This window comes from Mesorhizobium sp. P2_E10 (assembly GCF_056404235.1).
The window spans coordinates 694,986-714,405 of sequence record NZ_JBFUEK010000002.1; the positions used below are offsets into that span (position 1 = coordinate 694,986).

General features: G+C 62.7%; 17 protein-coding genes. 12 read left to right on the forward strand and 5 right to left on the reverse strand.

The genetic code is table 11. From position 1 onward, the window contains the following. Positions 1 to 116 precede the first annotated feature (116 nt). Positions 117 to 1,406: a M23 family metallopeptidase gene (locus tag AC1D0N_RS08115; RefSeq protein WP_477242907.1), complete on the reverse strand. Its 1,290-nt coding sequence runs from the start codon at positions 1,404 to 1,406 to the stop codon at positions 117 to 119. Between the two features lie 169 nt (positions 1,407 to 1,575). Further along, the gene (locus tag AC1D0N_RS08120) at positions 1,576 to 2,043 is read right to left on the reverse strand and encodes a peroxiredoxin (protein ID WP_477242908.1); all 468 of its coding nucleotides are present in this window, start codon (positions 2,041 to 2,043) and stop codon (positions 1,576 to 1,578) included. A gap of 95 nt (positions 2,044 to 2,138) precedes the next feature. On the opposite strand from AC1D0N_RS08120, the gene AC1D0N_RS08125 reads away from it, so the two are divergent. Beyond that, positions 2,139 to 5,516, forward strand: a complete 3,378-nt coding sequence (locus AC1D0N_RS08125) for a hypothetical protein (RefSeq protein ID WP_477242909.1) — start codon at positions 2,139 to 2,141, stop codon at positions 5,514 to 5,516. 80 nt (positions 5,517 to 5,596) lie between these two features. Here the strand turns inward: AC1D0N_RS08125 and tyrS are convergent, their stop codons facing one another. Next, complete coding sequence (gene tyrS / locus AC1D0N_RS08130) at positions 5,597 to 6,850, reverse strand: tyrosine--tRNA ligase (protein ID WP_477242910.1); 1,254 nt, start codon at positions 6,848 to 6,850, stop codon at positions 5,597 to 5,599. Positions 6,851 to 7,116: 266 nt separating this feature from the next. Between tyrS and AC1D0N_RS08135 the strand changes: the two genes are divergently transcribed. From AC1D0N_RS08135 to AC1D0N_RS08150, 4 genes are all read left to right on the forward strand, one after another. Continuing rightward, complete coding sequence (locus AC1D0N_RS08135) at positions 7,117 to 7,851, forward strand: glycosyltransferase family 2 protein (RefSeq protein ID WP_477242911.1); 735 nt, start codon at positions 7,117 to 7,119, stop codon at positions 7,849 to 7,851. Then, a complete protein-coding gene (locus tag AC1D0N_RS08140; protein ID WP_477242912.1) occupies positions 7,844 to 8,179 on the forward strand; it encodes a lipid-A-disaccharide synthase N-terminal domain-containing protein in 336 nt (111 codons plus the stop codon). The genes AC1D0N_RS08135 and AC1D0N_RS08140 overlap by 8 nt, the downstream gene beginning before the upstream one ends. 98 nt (positions 8,180 to 8,277) lie before the next feature. Beyond that, positions 8,278 to 9,927, forward strand: coding sequence for an ArnT family glycosyltransferase (locus tag AC1D0N_RS08145; RefSeq protein ID WP_477242913.1), 1,650 nt, complete (start codon positions 8,278 to 8,280; stop codon positions 9,925 to 9,927). Between the two features lie 22 nt (positions 9,928 to 9,949). Further along, a complete protein-coding gene (locus tag AC1D0N_RS08150; protein ID WP_477242914.1) occupies positions 9,950 to 10,789 on the forward strand; it encodes a phosphatase PAP2 family protein in 840 nt (279 codons plus the stop codon). Between the two features lie 3 nt (positions 10,790 to 10,792). Here the strand turns inward: AC1D0N_RS08150 and AC1D0N_RS08155 are convergent, their stop codons facing one another. After that, positions 10,793 to 11,443 (reverse strand): FMN-binding negative transcriptional regulator, encoded by a 651-nt coding sequence (locus AC1D0N_RS08155; RefSeq protein ID WP_477242915.1) that lies wholly within the window; start codon positions 11,441 to 11,443, stop codon positions 10,793 to 10,795. An 18-nt stretch (positions 11,444 to 11,461) separates the two neighbouring features. Beyond that, positions 11,462 to 12,136 (reverse strand): alpha/beta hydrolase, encoded by a 675-nt coding sequence (locus AC1D0N_RS08160; protein WP_013532163.1) that lies wholly within the window; start codon positions 12,134 to 12,136, stop codon positions 11,462 to 11,464. A 241-nt stretch (positions 12,137 to 12,377) separates the two neighbouring features. On the opposite strand from AC1D0N_RS08160, the gene AC1D0N_RS08165 reads away from it, so the two are divergent. The 7 genes from AC1D0N_RS08165 to AC1D0N_RS08195 all read left to right on the forward strand — a co-directional run bounded on the left by AC1D0N_RS08165 (position 12,378) and on the right by AC1D0N_RS08195 (position 19,317). Beyond that, positions 12,378 to 13,541: a cysteine desulfurase family protein gene (locus tag AC1D0N_RS08165; RefSeq protein ID WP_477242916.1), complete on the forward strand. Its 1,164-nt coding sequence runs from the start codon at positions 12,378 to 12,380 to the stop codon at positions 13,539 to 13,541. 185 nt (positions 13,542 to 13,726) lie between these two features. Continuing rightward, positions 13,727 to 15,244, forward strand: a complete 1,518-nt coding sequence (gene sufB / locus AC1D0N_RS08170; protein ID WP_258593086.1) for a Fe-S cluster assembly protein SufB — start codon at positions 13,727 to 13,729, stop codon at positions 15,242 to 15,244. Positions 15,245 to 15,288: 44 nt separating this feature from the next. Beyond that, positions 15,289 to 15,450, forward strand: coding sequence for a hypothetical protein (locus AC1D0N_RS08175; protein ID WP_477242917.1), 162 nt, complete (start codon positions 15,289 to 15,291; stop codon positions 15,448 to 15,450). An 80-nt stretch (positions 15,451 to 15,530) separates the two neighbouring features. After that, positions 15,531 to 16,286, forward strand: coding sequence for a Fe-S cluster assembly ATPase SufC (sufC, locus tag AC1D0N_RS08180; RefSeq protein WP_477242918.1), 756 nt, complete (start codon positions 15,531 to 15,533; stop codon positions 16,284 to 16,286). A 25-nt stretch (positions 16,287 to 16,311) separates the two neighbouring features. Continuing rightward, on the forward strand, positions 16,312 to 17,580 hold the full coding sequence (gene sufD / locus AC1D0N_RS08185) for a Fe-S cluster assembly protein SufD (protein WP_477242919.1): 1,269 nt from the start codon (positions 16,312 to 16,314) through the stop codon (positions 17,578 to 17,580). A gap of 97 nt (positions 17,581 to 17,677) precedes the next feature. After that, a complete protein-coding gene (locus AC1D0N_RS08190) occupies positions 17,678 to 18,919 on the forward strand; it encodes a cysteine desulfurase (protein WP_477242920.1) in 1,242 nt (413 codons plus the stop codon). 5 nt (positions 18,920 to 18,924) lie between these two features. Then, positions 18,925 to 19,317, forward strand: coding sequence for an SUF system Fe-S cluster assembly protein (locus tag AC1D0N_RS08195; RefSeq protein WP_477242921.1), 393 nt, complete (start codon positions 18,925 to 18,927; stop codon positions 19,315 to 19,317). Positions 19,318 to 19,420: the final 103 nt, after the last annotated feature.

Here is a 19,420-nt window from a genome sequence, read left to right on the forward strand (position 1 = left end):
TGCATGGCCCCAGCGCTTGCCGGGTCATCAGGGGCTTGTTCCGAACCTTTGAAGGTTGGCGCCGCTGCGGATATGCGTGGGTTGTCGAATGAACAGCCGACGAAAGGATCGTCGGCCTAGAGATACTGGGCGACCTTCTTGCCGACCGAGAGGAAGCGCAGCGGATCGATGGCTTCGCCATTGTGGCGAACTTCGTAATGCAGATGCGGGCCGGTCGAGCGGCCGCTGCTGCCGGTCTTGCCGATGATGGCGCCGGCGTCGAGCTTGTCGCCGACAGCCACGTCGATTTCGCTGAGATGCCCGTAGCGCGTCGAAAAGCCATTGCCATGGTCGACCTCGACCATGCGGCCATAGCCGCCGTTCCAGCCGGCCTTGACGACCACGCCGGGCGCTGTGACCTTGGCGGACATGCCGATCGGCGCCCGGAAATCCATGCCCGAATGCAGCGCCGCGGTGCCCAGGATCGGGTCGGTGCGCACGCCGAACGGGCTGGTGACGGAGCGGCCGGGAGCGGGATTGGCGAGGGGCAGCCGCCGCGCCTCGGTTTTCAGATGGTCGAGCGCATCCAGCGCTTCGTCGAGTTCCTTGACCTTGCTGTCGAACATCATCGAGCTGTCGAGCGGGATCAGCGGGCCGCCGACATCGCTCTCGCTCTTGCCGAAGTCGCTGTCGACCGGCAGGCCGGCCGCCTGCAGCGCCTGCGTGATCGCATCGGCGCTCTTGTAGGCATTGTCGGCAAGCGTGGCGATGCGGGTGAGCTGCTGGCTCTCGATGGCCTTGAGCGATTCGTTGATCGACACGAACAGCTTGTCGGCGCGGTCGGCCGCCGTCTCGCTCGGCAGCGGATCAGAGCGGGTCGACCACAGCGAGAACGGCCTGGTGTCGCCGGCGCCGAGACTGGCGACGGAATAGGCCATCGGTTGCGAGATGCTGCCGGTCGCGTCGGCATGGTCGTCAGGCTTTGGGGCGGTGGCATCAGCCGCGGCGGGCGGGGTGCCGACTTCGTTTTCGGCGCGTTCGAGGATCGGGCCGAGGCGGCCATGGCGCTGGCTGAGCTGCGACTGCCGTTCGAGCAATTCGCTCACCTTGGTTTCCATGAGCTGCTGGTCGAGGAGCTGGCGGCTGGTGATCCGGTCGACCTGGGCGCGCAACGCTGAAATGCGGTCCTCATAGGCCTGCTGCATGCGTGCCTGCCGTGCCGTGGCGGCGCCGATGAGATCGTCGCGCAGCACGAGATAGGAGGTCGCCAGCAGATAGCCTATGGCAATCGCCGCCAGCGCCGAGCCGATGAAGGCGGCAAGCCAGGGGCGTATGGTGAAGTGCCTTATCTGATTGCCCCGGGCGATGATGACCGTGTGGGGCTCTCTGCGTCTGCCGAAGACCGCTGACTGACCGGTTACGTTCACGGGACCAAGCTTTCGTTACGACACCAACGACGAGCCTGATTACACATTATTAGGGTTAACAAAGCTTTGCCGGACCCGAACGGTCGGTAAGGATTGTGCGCACAACGGGCACAGGTTTCACCAGGCAGCTAGGCAAAGCCCTGTCGCTCCGGCGAGCGACGGGCGACAGTCAAAGTGCGCGCACCGCCGCCAGCACCTCTTCGGCGTGGCCCTTGACGCGGACTTTCCGCCAGACCCTGGCTATTTTCCCGTCCTTGCCGATCAGGAAGGTTGCGCGCTCGACGCCCATATAGTTGCGGCCATACATCGTCTTTTCGACCCACAGATTGTAGGCCTCGATCACTTTTCGCTCCTCGTCGGCAACCAGATCGATGGTGAGATCGTATTTGGTCTTGAACTTGTCGTGCTTCTTCACGCTGTCGGGCGACAGGCCGATCACAACGGCGCCGGCCTTTTCGAACTCCGGCTTCAGCTGTGAAAAGCCGATCGCCTCGGTGGTACAACTTGTGGTGTCGTCCTGTGGATAGAAATAGAGCACGACCGGCTTGCCCGAATATGCCGTCAGGCTAAGCGACCCGCCACCGTCGCGCGGGAGGTCGAATTGCGGCGCAAGATCGCCCACGTCGAGGTCAGCCATATCGATGCCCTTGTTTGAGGTTACGCGCCAAGCCGCATCGATATAGTGTCGAACGGGGATTCGTCCACGATCGAGTTCTTACAACGGAAAATTGCGTGGATCAGGAAGAACCGCAGCACGAGAAGATCAAGTTCAGGCGTGATGAGATCACCGACCTGGGCAAGTTTCCGTCTGCGTGCAATGTGCCGCCGCTCGGTCAGGCGCGCATCGGTCGCCGCTTCCGCATGCTTGCGCGACTGGTCGCCGGGCTTTCAGCGCTCGTGCTGTTGGCCGCTGTCGCCGTGTACGTGATCGGCGCCTCCGGCTTCGGCACCGAGCGGTTGCGGGCGGAAGCCGAAACCGCCATCGAGAAACTGGCCGGTGTCGATGTCAACGTTAAGGTCGGTCCGGCCCGCCTCACGCTCGACGGATCGAGCTTCATTGCGCTGCAGGTGAGCGACGTCAGCTTGAAGACGGCCGACGGCAAGCCGATGGCAGATGCCGGGCGCGTCCGCTTCGGCATCCGGCTTATCCCTTTGCTTTCCGGCGAAGTACGGCTGACCAGCGCCAGGATTTCCGACGCTCATATCGTCACCGCGGCGATGCCGGCAGGCGGCGACTGGACGGCCGGGCTGCGCAATCAGGACGGCCTCATCGATCCGGAAAAACTCACCGCAGCGGTCTTCGCTGGCGTCAACCATGGGCTCGATGCCGTGCGCGAGGATTCGATGCAGCGGATCGATCTGCGCAATGTCGAATTTGAGCTGCCCGAAGCCGGCACGGTCAAACTGGTCAGGATCAACACCGCCAGCGTGCTGCAGTCGGGGGCGAGCAGCATGGCATTTTCGGCCGATGCCGACGTCGATGGCCGGGCACTGGCCATCACCGCCTCGGCCAGCCGCGATACGACGACGCGGCGCGTTACCGCGCTCGACGCCATCGCGAAAGTAGCCGACGGCGACCCGGCAGCGGCGGCTGGCAAGCTGGGCGCCATTGCGCTGAAGCTGACAGGGTCGGAAGGATCCGGCGAGACCGATTCGCGGCTGACTGCGGCGCTGTCGCTCACCGGCTCGGTACTCGATCTCGGCACGCGGGGGCTGCTGCCGGCCGATGTCGATGTCGATGCCACGCTTGCCGCCGGCTCCAACAAGATCGAGGTCGACAGACTGTTGTTGAAGACCGGCCGCTCCAGTTTTGATTTCGCCGGTTCGATCGGGCCGAAACCGGCAAGCGGTGCGGCGGGCGAGGAGCCCTCCTATCGCTACGACCTGACCAGCGATGGGTCGACGCTGGCGCCATCGGAATCGCCCGAGCCGGCACTCAACTTCTTCGCCCGTATCGCCGGTGTCTACCAGACCAACAGCCACAAACTGGTCGCCGAGCAGATCGGCATCAGATCCGGGCCGACCGGCGAGGCACTCGGCACCGCTTCGGTCGCGTTCGTCGACGGAAAGGCGCCGGGCATATCGGTTGCCTTCAACGTTCACGACATGCCGGTCTCGCATGTCAAGCAGTTGTGGCCCTGGTTTTCCGCCAGGAATGCCCGCCTGTGGGTGCTGCAGAACCTGTTTGGCGGCCGCGTCGTCGATGCCAATCTGCAGTTCCAGGTCGTGCCGGGGCGTCTTGGTAACGGCGTGCCGCTTTCGGCCGACGAGGTCTTCGGCCGTTTCCAGATCGACGGCTCGCGCTTCGACACCGCTGGCCGCATCCCGCCGATTCGCGATGCCGTGGGCGTTGTCAGCTTCCACGGCAACGACGTCGATATTTCCCTGACTTCCGGCAGCGTCTATATGCCGAGCGGCCGCACCGTCGCGGCAAGCAACGGCACGCTGACGGTCAAGGCGGCGAACCATCCGCCGGTGATCGGTGCGCTCGATATCGATGTCGCCGGCGAGGCGCCGGCAATCGCAGAGCTCGCCTCCTATGAGCCGATCAACGCCATGCGCCATGTCGGCCTGCTGCCGGAAGACCTCTCCGGCACGATGACCGGGCACGTCAAAGCGGATATTCCGCTGCAGTCCGGCGTCGACACCTCGAAACTCGATTGGCTGGTGACGCTGGATTACAAGGACCTGGCGCTGGCCAAGCCGTTTGAAGACCAGACGGTGACCGGCGCCGACGGTTCGATCAGCGTTGGACCCGATCAGGCGGTGATTTCCGCCAAGGCGTTGCTGAACGGCATTCCGGCTGAACTCGATCTGGTCGAGCCGCTCAGGGACGGCGGACCGCCGCGCAGCCGCAAGGTCGCGCTGGTGCTCGACGACAAGATACGCGATGCAGCCATGCCTGGCCTGTCGCCGCTGCTTTCCGGAACCATAAAGGTGGCGATCGACAAGAGCGGCGACGGCAACCAGAACGTCTCGGCCGACCTGACCGATGCCAGGCTGGACATCCCTTGGGCGGGCTGGAGCAAGGGGCCGGGCATTCCCGCCAACGTCTCCTTCGTCATGGCGAAGTCCGGAGACACTACGACGCTGTCCGATTTCAACCTCGACGGAAAGACCTTCTCCATCGACGGCAGCGTGGTGCTGGTCAACGGCGCCCTGTCGACCGGCCGCTTCAGCAAGGTGACCTTGAACCGCGGCGACGACATTGCTGTGTCGGTCAAGCGATCCGGCAAGGGCTATGCGGTCGATGTCAGCGGCAGCGCGCTCGACGCCCGTTCACTGATCAAGCAGTTCACCTCCGACGTCGACACCGCCACCAAGACCACCGGCTCCAACGCGATTTCCGTCAGCGCCGATGTCGATTCCCTGACCGGGTTCCACGACGAGGTCCTGTCGAACCTGAAGCTCGACTACAGCGCCGCCGGCTCAAGAGTGAACGGGCTCAAGGTGAGCGCTGTCGCCAGTTCGGGTGCAGCCATAACCATCAGCAACACCACCGGCGACGGCATGCGCTCGCTCGCCATGAAATCGGCCGACGCCGGCGCCATCCTGCGCTTCCTCAACATCTACGAACACATGGAAGGCGGATCGATCACGCTGGCACTGGCCGGCGTTGGCGACGGGCCGATGAAGGGTCAGGTCGACAGCAGCGACTTCTTCATCGTCGACGAACCGAAGCTCGCCTCGATCGTATCGACCACGCCGGCCGGCGACAGCCGCAGCCTCAACGAAGCGGTCAAGGGCAAGCTCGACACCTCGCGGGTGAAGTTCGAGCGCGGCTTTTCCGAGATCGAAAAGGGCGCCGGCTATTTGAAGCTCGCCAATGGCGTGGTTCGTGGTCCGCGCATCGGCACGACGTTCCAGGGCACGCTCTACGACCAGGACAACAATATGGACATGACCGGCACGTTCATGCCGGCCTATGGCCTCAACCGCATCTTTGGCGAATTGCCGCTGGTCGGCGCACTGCTCGGCAATGGCCGCGACCGCGGCCTGATCGGCGTCACCTACCGGCTCAAAGGCAACGCCAACAAGCCGGTGCTGGACATCAACCCGCTGTCGGTGATCGCGCCCGGGATCTTCAGGTCGATCTTCGAGTATCGCTAGACCATGATCCCTAAAAGTGGAAACCGGTTTTTGGACAAGATCATGGTCAAACAAGAAAACAGGGGCCTGTCCGGCCCGGGTTAAACAGGCCGCACCAGAACGTGTTTTTTCTTGCCGAGCGATAGCTTTACGACGTTTTCCGGACTCAGATCCTGAAGCGTCACCATGCGGCGATCATCCGACACGGGCTGGTCGTTCAGGCGCACCGCGCCGCCCTGTATGTGCCGCCGTGCCTCGCCGTTGGAGCCGGCGAGCCCTGCGGTGACGAACAGCGACAGGATGCCGATGCCGGCCTCCAGCTCGGTCTTGCCCACCTCGACGGTCGGCAGCGTTTCCGCGGTCACGCCTTCCTCGAAAGTCTTGCGCGCGGTTTCGCTGGCCTGCTCCGCCGCCTCCCGACCGTGCAGCATGGCGGTGATCTCGGTGGCGAGCACCTTCTTGGCGTCGTTGATCTCGGAACCGCCCAAGGCTGCCAGGCGCGCGACCTCGTCCAAAGGCAGCGTCGTGTAGAGCTTCAGGAAGCGGCCGACATCGGCGTCCTCAGTGTTGCGCCAGTACTGCCAGAATTCGTAGGGGCTCAGCATTTCGGCATCGAGCCAGACTGCGCCTGACGCCGACTTGCCCATCTTGGCGCCCGACGAGGTGGTCAGCAGCGGCGTGGTCAGCGCGTAAAGCTGTGCGTTTTCCATGCGATGGCCAAGATCGATGCCGTTGACGATGTTGCCCCATTGGTCGGAGCCGCCCATCTGCAGCCGGCAGCCCAGACGCTTGTAGAGTTCGACGAAGTCGTAGGCCTGCAGGATCATGTAGTTGAATTCGAGGAACGACAGCGATTGTTCCCGGTCGAGCCTGAGCTTGACCGAATCGAAGGCGAGCATGCGGTTGACGGAAAAGTGACGGCCGACGTCGCGCAGGAAATTGACGTAGTTGATCTCCATCAGCCAGTCGGCATTGTTGATCATGACGGCATCGCCCGCGCCGCTGCCGAATTTGAGGTAAGGCATGAAATTGCGGCGGATGCCGGCCAGGTTGTCCTCGATATCCTCGGGCGTCAAAAGCTTGCGCGCCTCGTCCTTGAAGGACGGATCGCCGATCATCGAGGTGCCGCCGCCCATGAGGGCGATCGGCCGGTGGCCGGTCTGCTGCAACCAGTGCAGCATCATGATCTGGATCAGCGATCCCGCATGCAGGCTTTTGGCGGTCGCGTCGAAGCCGATATAGGCGCTCACCGTTTCCTTGGCGAAAAGCTGGTCGAGGCCGGCATCATCCGACGTCTGGTGGATGAAACCGCGCTCGCTCATCGTGCGCAGGAAATCGGATTTGAAGGCGGACATTTTTTCTTCCTGAAAGCGCCCGGCTTGAACGGCCAAGCTTGATATGAACGCGGGCGTTTAGCATCCGCGCGCGTTTAGCAAAAGTGGTTTCCGGTTTGTGCCGACGCTAGTGGCATAGGCTGCGCTGCCGCGCGAGCTTGCTTCATCGTTTCGGCTGGCGTAATGAGGCGCCGCGCCAACGGGTTCTTGCAGCCTTCGATCCGCTGGAACGGCACCGCACGGCATCCCTCAAATGCCATATCCTGTGACAGAGCCCGACGCGACATATGCCGGACGCATTGATATCCATCGTCATTCCTTGCCGCAACGAAGCGGCGAACCTGCCGCTGCTGATCGACGAGATCGAAGCCGCCATGACCGGGCGCGACTTCGAAATCATCATCGTCAACGACGGTTCGACCGACGATACCGCTTCGGTGCTTGCCGCCGAGGCGGCGAAACGTCCATTTCCCCTGCGGGAATTGCGTCATCAGAAATCCGCCGGCCAGAGCCTTTCCGTGCGTTCGGGCGCTTGGGCGGCGCGCGGCGCCATTGTCGCCACCATCGATGGCGATGGCCAGAACGATCCAAAGTACATTCCAGTGCTGGTCGATGCCTTGCGGCAGGCAGGCCCTGATTTCGGTGCCGCGCAAGGCCAGCGGCTGAAGCGCCGCGACAGCAAGATCAAGCAACTGGCGTCGCGTTTCGCCAACTGGCTGCGCGGCGCGATCCTGCACGACGAGACCCGCGACACCGGCTGCGGCCTGAAGGCCATCCACACCGACATTCTCAGGAAATTGCCGTTCTTCGACGGCACGCACCGCTTTGTTCCGGCGCTGGTCATCCAGGAGGGGTATCGCGTCGTTCACTGCGACGTCGTCGACCGCTCGCGGCGCCACGGCAAGTCGAACTACGGAATTTTCGATCGCGGTCTGCAAGGTGCACTCGACCTCGGCGGTGTCTGGTGGCTGCGCCGCCGGCGCCGCAGAATGCCAAAAACAGAGGAAATCAGGCATGGCTAACGTGCTTCAGGAACTGGCGACCTGGCTCCACCAGGTTTTCATCAAACAGTTCGATGCCTGGATTCTGCTCGGCTTCGTCGCCCAGTTCTTCTTCACCATGCGCTTCGTCGTGCAGTGGCTCGCTTCGGAAAAGGCCAAGCGCAGCGTCGTGCCGGTCGCCTTCTGGTTCTTTTCGCTGTTCGGCGGCGGCCTGCTGCTGATCTACGCCATCGTGCGCCAGGATCCGGTGTTCATCGCCGGCCAGGCCATGGGCATGCTGATCTACATCCGCAATCTCTGGCTGATCGCCAATGAGCGCAAGGCAGCGGCGATGACCAAGGTCGATTGAGCAGCCTGTCACGTAACTCTTTTTTGCATGTCGTTTATCCCAAAACCGCTGCACACTTTTGGGCGACATGCATCGCGAATGACCGGAGAGGCTGAGATATGGCGTTGAACAGGAATTATATCCTTCTCTTCCTGTTCAGCCTGGTGATGTCGGTTTCTGGGCTGGCGTCGATGCCGCCGATCGATCGCGATGAGCCGCGTTTCGTTCAGGCCACCAAGCAGATGGTCGAGACCGGCGACTATGTCGATATCCGCTTCCAGGACGCCTCGCGCTACCAGAAGCCGATCGGCATCTACTGGCTGCAATCGGCGGCCGTGGCTCTGAGCGGCGAGGGGGCGGCAGCACCGATCTGGGTGTACCGTCTGGTCTCGGCGCTCGGCATTGCCATCGCCGTTGTCGGCATCGCCTGGACCGGCGCCAATCTCTTCGGGGCCAATGCCGGCATCGCCGCCGGGCTGATGATGGCCGCGATCTTCGCGACGGCTTTCGAGGGCCGTGACGCCAAGACCGATGCCATGCTGCTGGCCTGCTGCGTTCTGGCGCAAGGCGCGCTGGCGCAGATTTACACGGGCTCGCGCCGCAACGAGCCTGTCGGCGGCCATCTGCCGTGGATTTTCTGGATCGCCCAGGGTGCGGCGATCCTGATCAAGGGGCCGATCGCGCCGCTGTTGTCGGCGCTGACCATCGTCACACTTGTCGCCTTCGAGCGCGATTGGCGCTGGCTTTCAAGGCTGAAAGCGGCGCGCGGCTTGGCGCTGGCGGCATTGATCGTGCTGCCCTGGATCGCGCTCATCACCTGGAAAAGCCATGGCGCTTTCCTGCAGCAGGCGGTCGGCAAGGACATGATCGGCAAGGTCGCGTCGGGCGAGGAATCGCATGGCCTGCCGCCCGGCTTCTATATGCTGACCTATTCGCTGTTCATGTGGCCCTTCGGGCTGGTCGCAGTCGGCGCCGGGCTGCAGGCACTCAATCGCCTGCGCGACGACCCGCGCCTGCGCTTCTGCCTCGCCTGGTATATCCCGTTCTGGCTGGTGTTCGAACTGATCCCGACAAAGCTGCCGCACTATGTCATGCCCGCCTATCCCGGCATGGCGCTGCTGATCGGCTGGCTTCTGACATTGCAGCCGCAGGACGCGAACGCCCCGCTCAAACGCTGGCAGAATTGGCTGTGGTGGTCCACTGCCTTCGGCCTTGCCGTGGTCAGCCTCGGTTTAGCGGCGGTCTGCGTCGGCGCGCCGATCTATCTCACACACACCTTCTCATGGTGGAGCATTCCGGCTGCCGCGGCGGCGCTCGCCGCCGGCTACTTCGCCTTTTCGTGGCAATTGCAGGTGCCGCTCAGCCGCATCGGTGTGACGGCGGCTTGCGCTGGCATCACCTATGGGCTGTTGTTCGGTGTCATCGCGCCTTCGCTGAAACCGATCTGGCTGAGCCCCGCGATCGAGGCCGCAGTTCGCGCCAACCGTCCCTGCGACACGACTGTACTCGCCTCGGCGGAATATCACGAGCCGAGCCTGGTGTTCCTGGTGGGCACGAAGACACTGCTGACTGACGTCGATGGCGTCGCCAAACATCTGCTTGCCGACCCTGCCTGCGCCCTGGCACTGGCGCCGATCGGAGACGAGCAGAAGCTGAATGGATTGCTGGCGGGGCAAGGCAGATCGGCGAACCGCGTCGCCCGAATCGACGGCCTCAACTATTCGTCGGGAGACAAACTGTCGCTCGGCCTCTATCGTGTGGTCCAATGACGGCTGCAGGGTCGAATTCCCGATGCTGGTGAAATCGCGCTCTTCCGTGTCCGCCGCACTGCTTGCGGTGCCCGGTCGATCACTCGGCAATTTTCGCGATACCTTGCAGATCGTGAAAAGGCGTTTTGCCGCGCGTCCGGCCTCCTATCCGAACATACTCTGGTCGGTCTGGCTCCTGGTCTGGGTCTTTTTGACGGCTGCGGCCTTTGTTCGCCTCGATACGCCTGCAGGCATGCTGCGAGACCGGTGGTCGTCCGGTTTCGTCCAGGTCGCCGATTTCTTCACCCAGTTCGGGCTCGGCGGCTGGTACCTCATTCCCTCAGCGCTCTTGCTTGTCGCCGCCAACCTGACCGATTGGCGAAGCCTTTCCCGGCAATCGCTGATGCTTGCCTACAACTGGACCTGCCTGGCCTTTCTGGTGCTGAGCGCCGTCGGCCTGTCCGGCCTGACCGTCAATGTGCTGAAATATGCGATCGGCCGGGCCCGGCCGATGTATTTCAACGATTTCGGGGTGTTGTCGCTGCATCCCTTCGCTTTTGATGCGCGTTTCGCCGGCTTCCCGTCCGGCCACGCCACCACCATGGGCGCCGTGTTCGGGATCGCTCTGCTGCTGTTTCCGAAACGCTGGTACATCGCACTGGCAATCACCGCGTGCATCGCGTCGACCAGGGTCTTCGTTGGCGCGCATTACCCAAGCGATACAGTCGCAGGCTTCGGCCTCGGCTGCGCCTTCGCGATTGCCTCGGCGCTGGTCTTTGCCCGCCTTGGCTTCGTTTTTTGCGTGATGCGCTCGGGCTTGCCGGCCCGCAAGCAAACGTTTCGGCTGGCATGGTTCGGCCAGGCGAAGCGGGCCAGCAGCTAGAAGCTAATTGCCGTCCAGTCCGCCGTAGGACCTCACCAGATGCGCCATATCGGGCGAATGGGGGTCTTCGCTTTCGAGCCCCTCGGCGACGCCGACGCGGTCGGCGACCGGCCGATTCTGGCTGACTTTCCACTTGCCGTGTATTTCGCTGATCTCGATTTCCAGCCCGATGATGCCCTTGATCTGCGACTGGATGAAGGGGGCCGGCGCGTCGGTCACCGCCCAGGGCGCTTCGCGCGCACCTTCCTGCGACGCCGTCAGCTCGGCAATCTGCTGCGCCAGCCAGACTTGGTCGTCGATCACCTTGACGGTGCCGCGCACCTGGACGATGGCATAATTCCAGGTCGGCACCACCTTGCCGGTCTCGCGCTTGGTCTCGTACCAGGACGGCGTCACATAGGCATCGCTGCCCTGGAACACGACCAGCACCGGCGATGCCGGATTCTCGGCCAGCAGGCGCCATTGCGGATTGGCCTTGGCCAGATGCGCGCGCAACCGCCCGTTCGGTGGCACGTCGGCGTCAAGCAGGAACGGGATGGCGTTGGCGACCGGCCCCTCGGCCCCGTTGGAAATCAACAGCCCCAGCGGATGCGCCCGGATCAGCCCGCGCAGGACTTCCGGCCGCGTTTCCACGAAATGAGGAGGTTGGTACATCGCCGTCCGTTGAACCTTCTATCTCAAACGCTTCGGCCGCGGATCGGACAGTTCGCCGGCGAGCCGCCGGTCGAGATAATCCGCACATTCTTCGAGCAAAAGGTCCGCATCATTGGAGAAGAAATGGTTGGCGCCGGGCAAGGTCTTCTGGGTGATGGTGATGCCCTTTTGCGTGTGCAGCTTGTCGACCAGGCCCTGAACGTCCTTCGGCGGCGCCACCTTGTCGGCATCGCCATGAATGATGAGGCCGGATGACGGGCAGGGCGCCAGGAACGAAAAGTCATAGGTGTTGGGCTGCGGCGCGATCGAGATGAAGCCTTCGATCTCCGGCCGGCGCATCAAAAGCTGCATGCCGATCCACGAGCCGAACGAATAGCCGGCAACCCAGCAGCTCTTGGAATCCGGATGCAGCGACTGCACCCAGTCGAGCGCGGCGGCGGCATCCGACAGCTCGCCGGTGCCATGGTCGAACTCGCCCTGGCTGCGGCCGATGCCGCGGAAATTGAAGCGAAGCGTGGTGAAATCCCGCTTCTGGAACATATAGAAGAGGTCGTAGACGATCTTGTTGTTCATCGTGCCGCCGAACTGCGGATGCGGATGCAACACGATGGCAATCGGCGCGCTCTTTTCCTTGGAAGGCTGGTAGCGACCCTCCAGGCGACCGGCCGGACCGGTGAAAATGACCTCAGGCATAAAATACTCCACTTGGCATATGAATGCGCGGCGCCCGGAACAACTCTTTCCTCTGGCCTTGACGCAGGGCGAGCGTCTTCTTAGAAGCTAGTTTAGAATTGTTCAAAACTGGGTGGCCAAAACGTAGTGGCTCGGCCGCCCGCGCCGCAAGCCGCGTAAATAGGACGGCTTGCCTTGCAATTTCAAGGAAATAACGCGCTATCCTCGCTGAATGGCTTTTGACGGGACCGATTGAACGAAAATGGCCGCAACACGCGCCTATCTCGACTACAATGCCAGTGCGCCGCTGCTTGCCGCGGCACGCGAGGCTATGGTCGCGGCGCTCGATGTTGCCGCCAACCCGTCATCGGTCCACGCCGAGGGCCGCGCGGCGCGCCGCCTGATCGAAAATGCCAGGCGCGACGTGGCCGCATTGGTCAACGCCAAACCCGAGCATGTCGTGTTCACCTCCGGCGCGACGGAAGCCGCCTCGACGCTGCTGACGCCGGATTGGCAGATGGGGCGCGGCGTTATCCGCATGAGTCATCTCTATGTCTGCGCGGCCGACCATCCTTGCCTGCTGAATGGCGGCCGTTTCCCGGCAACATTTGTGACGCGGATCGCCGTCGACGCCAACGGCATCGCTGATCTCGGCGCCTTGGCGGCGGCATTAGCCGGGCACGACAAGGCCGACGGCCTGCCTTTGGTGGCCATCCATGCCGCCAACAACGAGACCGGCGTCATCCAGCCGGTCGAGGCGATCGCGAAGATCGTCAAGGCGGCGGGCGGCATCCTGATCGTCGACGCGGTACAGGCGGGGGGCCGTATTCCGCTCGATATGTCAGCGGGTTACGCCGATTATTTGATTTTGTCTTCGCACAAGATCGGTGGCCCCAAGGGTGTCGGCGCCATAGTCGCCGCCGCGGATCTGATGATGCCAAAGCCGCTGATCAATGGCGGCGGCCAGGAAAAGGGCCATCGGGGCGGCACCGAAAACCTCGCCGGCATCGTCGGTTTTGGCGCTGCTGCGCGTGAAGCTCTCGCCGGACTGCAGAGCATCGATGCGGTCGGTCGCCGGCGCGATGAGGTCGAGGCCATCCTGAAAATGTTGGTACCGGATGCGGAAATCTTCGGAACCGGCGCGCCAAGGCTTGCCAATACGACATTCTTCGCTATTGCGGGCATCAAGGCTGAAACAGCGCAGATCGCCTTCGATCTGGCCGGCGTGGCGCTATCGGCGGGATCCGCCTGTTCGTCGGGCAAGGTTGGTCCCAGCCATGTCCTGAAGGCCATGGGCTACAGTGACAGCCTCGGCGCTTTGCGCGTGTCCATCGGCCACGCAACCAGCGCCGACGACATCGAGATGTTTCGCACCGCGCTGGCAGCGATCGCCGCGCGTCGGGCGAGCAGGGAAGAAGCCGCCTGAGCGTGGCAAAACGAATTCGGGCCTTTTGGCCTGGTAGAGCCGTGCGTTTCAGGGTGGCCGGGTGAATTTCCGGTCGAAACGCACTATATGGAACTTACGCCGCCTTTGAGCCCGATGGGGCTCGTTGCCGGTGCCATAGTTTGAAAACTGTCGGGCCTTGACCCCGGCGTGGATGGAGAACGCTTATGCCTGCTGTGCAGGACACGATCGATCGGGTTCGAAAGATCGACGTCGACCAGTATAAATACGGATTCCAGACCGAAATCGCGATGGACAAGGCCCCCAAGGGCCTTAGCGAAGACATCATCCGTTTCATTTCGGCCAAAAAGGACGAGCCGTCCTGGATGCTGGAATGGCGCCTGGAAGCCTATCGCCGCTGGCTGACGCTGGATGAGCCGACCTGGGCGCGCGTTCACTATCCCAAGATCGATTTCCAGGACATCTACTTCTACGCGGCGCCCAAGAGCACGCCTGGCCCGACCTCGCTCAGCGACGTCGATCCCGAACTGCTGAAGGTCTATGAGAAGCTCGGCATTCCGCTCAGGGAGCAGGAAATCCTCGCCGGCGTGCAGAAGACCGACGTCTCGGAATTCGAAGAGGCCAGCGACAATGTCTACAAGTCGGGCCGCGTCGCCGTCGACGCGGTGTTCGATTCCGTCTCCGTCGTCACCACCTTTAAGAAGGAACTGGCGCAGGCCGGCGTCATCTTCTGCTCGATCTCGGAAGCCATCCGCGAGCACCCGGAACTGGTGAAAAAGTATCTCGGATCGGTCGTGCCGACCTCCGACAATTACTACGCCACGCTGAATTCCGCCGTGTTCACCGACGGCTCCTTCGTCTTCGTGCCCAAGGGCGTGCGCTGCCCGATGGAGCTGTCGACCTATTTCCGCATGAACGAGAAGAACACCGGCCAGTTCGAGCGCACGCTGATCATCGCCGAGGAAGGGGCTTACGTCTCCTATCTCGAAGGTTGCACGGCGCCGCAGCGCGACGAGAACCAACTTCACGCCGCGGTCGTCGAACTGGTGGCGCTCGACGATGCCGAGATCAAGTATTCGACGGTGCAGAACTGGTACCCCGGCGACGCCGAGGGCAAGGGTGGCATTTACAATTTCGTCACCAAGCGCGGCGACTGCCGTGGCGACCGTTCGAAGATCTCGTGGACGCAGGTCGAAACCGGCTCGGCTATCACCTGGAAATACCCGAGCTGCATCCTGCGTGGTGACGATTCCTCCGGCGAGTTCTATTCCATCGCCGTGTCGAACGGCTACCAGCAGGTCGACAGCGGCACCAAGATGATCCATCTCGGCAAGAACACGTCGAGCCGCATCATCTCCAAGGGCATCGCCGCCGGCTTCTCGCAGAACACCTATCGCGGCCAGGTCTCGGCCCACCGCAAGGCGACCAACGCCCGCAACTTCACCAATTGCGACAGTCTGCTGATCGGCGACCAGTGCGGCGCCCACACCGTGCCCTATATGGAAGCCAAGAACTCGACGGCGCAGTTCGAACACGAGGCGACGACGTCGAAGATTTCCGAGGACCAGAAATTCTACGTCATGCAGCGCGGCATTCCCGAGGAAGAGGCGATCGCGCTGATCGTCAACGGCTTCGTCAAGGATGTCATCCAGCAGCTGCCGATGGAGTTCGCAGTCGAGGCGCAGAAGCTGATCGGCATTTCACTGGAAGGCAGTGTCGGGTGAACGCAGAGCAGATTCTCTGAACACCGGCTTGAGGGGGTGAAGTGATGGATACGTTGCAAATGGCTTTCTACGCCATCATTTGCGGAGCGCTCTCGGCGCTGGCACCGTCATTCGGCTCGCTGCCCGGTCGCCTCGCAGGCGGCGCGGTCACCGGCCTGGTCGCGGCCTTTGTCTGGCCCTTCGTGCGGCGGACCGTTGGAATGTGACTGTCGCAGCACGTGGGCGACGCCCGAACTAATTGAACGAATGAACGAAGTTGCCGCGTCGGCAAGAGGAATAAAGAAGAATGCTTGAGATCAAGAACCTGCATGCCCGCATCGTCGATGACGGCACGGAAATCATTCGCGGCCTGAACCTGACGGTGAAAGCCGGCGAGGTCGCTGCCATCATGGGCCCGAACGGCTCGGGCAAATCGACGCTGTCCTACATCCTCGCCGGTCGCGAGGACTATGAGGTCACCGAAGGCGACATCCTCTACAATGGCCATTCGATCCTCGAAATGGATCCGGCCGAGCGCGCCACCGCAGGCATCTTCCTCGCCTTCCAGTATCCGATGGAGATACCGGGCGTGGCGACGATGGAATTCTTGAAGGTGGCGATGAACGAGCAGCGCAAGGCGCGCGGCGAAGATCCGCTGAAGATCCCGGAATTCATCACGCGCGTGAAGGAAGCGGCGGCTTCGCTCAACATGGACATGGCGATGCTGAAGCGGCCGCTCAATGTCGGCTTCTCCGGCGGCGAGAAGAAGCGCGCCGAGATCCTGCAGATGAAGCTGCTGGAGCCAAAACTCTGCGTGCTCGACGAGACCGATTCCGGCCTCGACATCGACGCGCTGAAGATCGTCTCCGACGGCGTCAATGCGCTGCGCTCGCCAGATCGCGCCATCGTCGTCATCACCCATTACCAACGCCTGCTCGAACACATCGTGCCGGACAGCGTGCACGTGCTCTACAAGGGGCAGGTCATCAAGTCGGGCGACAAATCGCTGGCGCTCGACCTCGAAGCCAATGGCTACGCCGGTGTGATCGGCGAAGCCGCGTGAGATGCCACAAGGCAAGGCAAAACTGATGAACATGCATACACAACCCCAGCGAACACAGGCCGAAACGGCGCTGATCGACGCTTTTGGCGAGCGGCTGTCGCTGCTGCCCGGCGACGGCGCGGTGATGCTGAAGCGTGACGACGCCATCGAGGCGATCAAAAGCGGCCTGCCGACGCGGCGCATCGAATCCTGGCACTACACGGATTTGCGCCGCCTGTTGACTTCGGTGCCGGATTTCGATCCCGCGGCCAAGACCAAGGCCATTGCGCCGATCGTCGACGGTTCCGCCGTGTTGGCGATCCTCAATGGCGTGTCGAGCACGAAGCTGCCTGTCATCGACGGCGTCACCGTGGAGCGCCTGTCGGAAAAACTGACCGACGGCAGTATCGCGCCGGGGCTCGATCCCTATGGCAGCGACGACGCCATCGGTGCGCTGAACACCGCCTTTGTCGCCGATGGCTATTTTGTCGACATTGCCGACGGCGCCCAGCTTGAAAAGCCGATCGAATTGCAAAACCTGCAGGCCGGCGGCCAGACCCATGTGCGGCTGGCCGTCCGCGTCGGCGCCGGCGCCAAGGCAAGCATCGTCGAGCGCCAGACCGGCGACGGCGCGGCATTGGTCAGCTCGGTCAGCCAACTGGTGCTTGGCGAGGGCGCTGACGTCACCTGGCTGATCGTCCAGGAGCAGCCGGAAACGGCCACGCATCTGGCCCAGTTCAAGGCGCATCTCGGCAAGAATTCGAAGCTGACGGTGTTCTTCATGAATGCCGGCGGCAAGCTTGTGCGCCAGGAGATCGTGGTCAGGACGACCGGCGAAGGCGCTGACTTCACCTTGCGTGGCATCAACCTTCTCGCCGGCGACACGCATACGGACGTGACCATGGTGCTCGACCATGCGGTACCGCACACCACCTCGACGGAAGTGATCCGCAATGTGGTGACTGGCAAGGCGCGCGGCGTTTTCCAGGGCCGCATCAACGTCCACCAATATGCGCAGAAGACCAACGCCAAGATGGCCTGCAACACGCTGCTGCTGTCGGATGACGGCGAGTTCTCGACCAAGCCGGAGCTCGAAATCTTCGCCGACGATGTCGTCTGCGGCCATGGCGCGACCGTCACCGAGATCGACCACAACCATCTGTTCTACCTGATGGCGCGCGGCGTCGACGAGAAGTCGGCCCGCGGCCTGTTGGTCAAGGCGTTCGTCGCCGAGGTGATCGAGGAACTGAAGGACGAGGCCATTGTCGACGCGCTGGAAGCAAGGCTCGGCGACTGGTTCTTGGCGCACGGGTAGCGCCTTACATTCTCCCCTTGTGGGAGAAGGTGGATCGGCGCGCAGCGTCGAGCGGGGTGTTGGAAGGATCGCGGCTTTGGCCGACAAGGACTTCGAAATGGACCAGAAAGTCGAAAACATCCCTTACGACGTCGAGGCGATCCGCCGCGATTTCCCGATCCTGTCGCGGGAAGTCTACGGCAAGCCGCTGGTCTATCTCGACAACGGCGCCTCGGCGCAGAAGCCGCAGGTGGTGCTGGATACGATCCAACACGCCTATTCGCAGGAATACGCCAACGTCCATCGCGGCCTGCATTTCCTCTCCAACGCCGCGACCGACGCCTATGAGAAGGCACGTGAGACGGTGCGCCGTTTCCTCAACGCGCCCAGCACCGACAACATCGTCTTCACCTCGAACACGACGGCGGCCATCAACACGGTTGCCTATGGCTACGGCATGCCCAACATCGGCGCCGGCGACGAGATCGTGCTGTCGATCATGGAGCACCATTCCAACATCGTGCCGTGGCATTTCATCCGCGAACGGCAGGGCGCGAAACTGGTCTGGGTGCCGGTCGACGATCTCGGCGCCTTCCACATCGAGGACTTCGAGAAGCGCCTGACATCACGCACCAAGCTGGTCGCCATCACCCAGATGTCGAATGCGCTGGGCACGGTGACGCCGATCAAGGAGATCGTCCGCATCGCGCATTCGCGTGGAATTCCCGTACTCGTCGACGGCAGCCAGAGCGCCGTCCATATGCCGATCGACGTGCAGGATCTCGACTGCGACTTCTTCGTCTTCACCGGCCACAAGGTCTACGGTCCCTCGGGCATCGGCGTGCTTTACGGCAAGAAGGACATTCTCGCCGGCATGCGCCCCTTCATGGGCGGCGGCGAGATGATCGAGGAGGTGACGGAAGACATCGTCACCTACAACGACCCGCCGCATCGTTTCGAGGCCGGCACACCGCCGATCGTCCAGGCGATCGGACTGGGTGCGGCGCTCGAGTACATGGAAAAGACTGGCCGCGAGCGCATCGCCGCCCACGAGGAAGACCTCAAGAGCTATGCGCACGAGCGGCTGCGCGCCATCAACTCGCTGCGCATCTTTGGCGATGCGCCGGGCAAGGGTGCCATCATCTCCTTCGAACTGCAGGGCATTCATGCCCATGACGTGTCGATGGTGATCGATCGGCAGGGTGTTGCAGTCCGCGCCGGCACCCATTGCGCCCAGCCGCTGTTGAAACGCTTTGGCGTAACCTCCACATGCAGGGCATCGTTCGGCATGTATAATACCAGGGCCGAAGTCGACGCTTTGGCCGAAGCGCTCGAAAAAGCGCGCAAGTTCTTCGGGTGACGATCATGGATGACGCTAGCCACACCACCGAGACCGTGCCGGAAACGGCTGTTAACGCGCTGGTTTCCGCCTCGGCCATTCCCGCCGACGAGCTGGCGCGGCTGACCGACGACATCGTCTCGGCGCTGAAGACGGTCTACGACCCGGAAATCCCGGCCGACATCTACGAGCTCGGCCTGATCTACAAGATCGACATCGAAGACAACCGCGCCGTCAAGATCGACATGACGCTGACCGCGCCCGGCTGCCCGGTGGCCGGCGAAATGCCGGGCTGGGTAGAGAACGCCGTCGGTGCCGTCGAAGGCGTGTCCGGCGTCGAAGTCAACATGACTTTCGACCCGCCCTGGTCGCCCGACCGCATGTCGGAAGAGGCGCAGGTCGCGGTGGGCTGGTACTAGGCAGACCAAGGCTGGCGCACTTGCGCCGGTGGTAAAACTTCACCATTTTAGGTGAGGAATCATTCGGCAGGCCTTGAACCTGCATGGAATGGAAGAGGAAAAA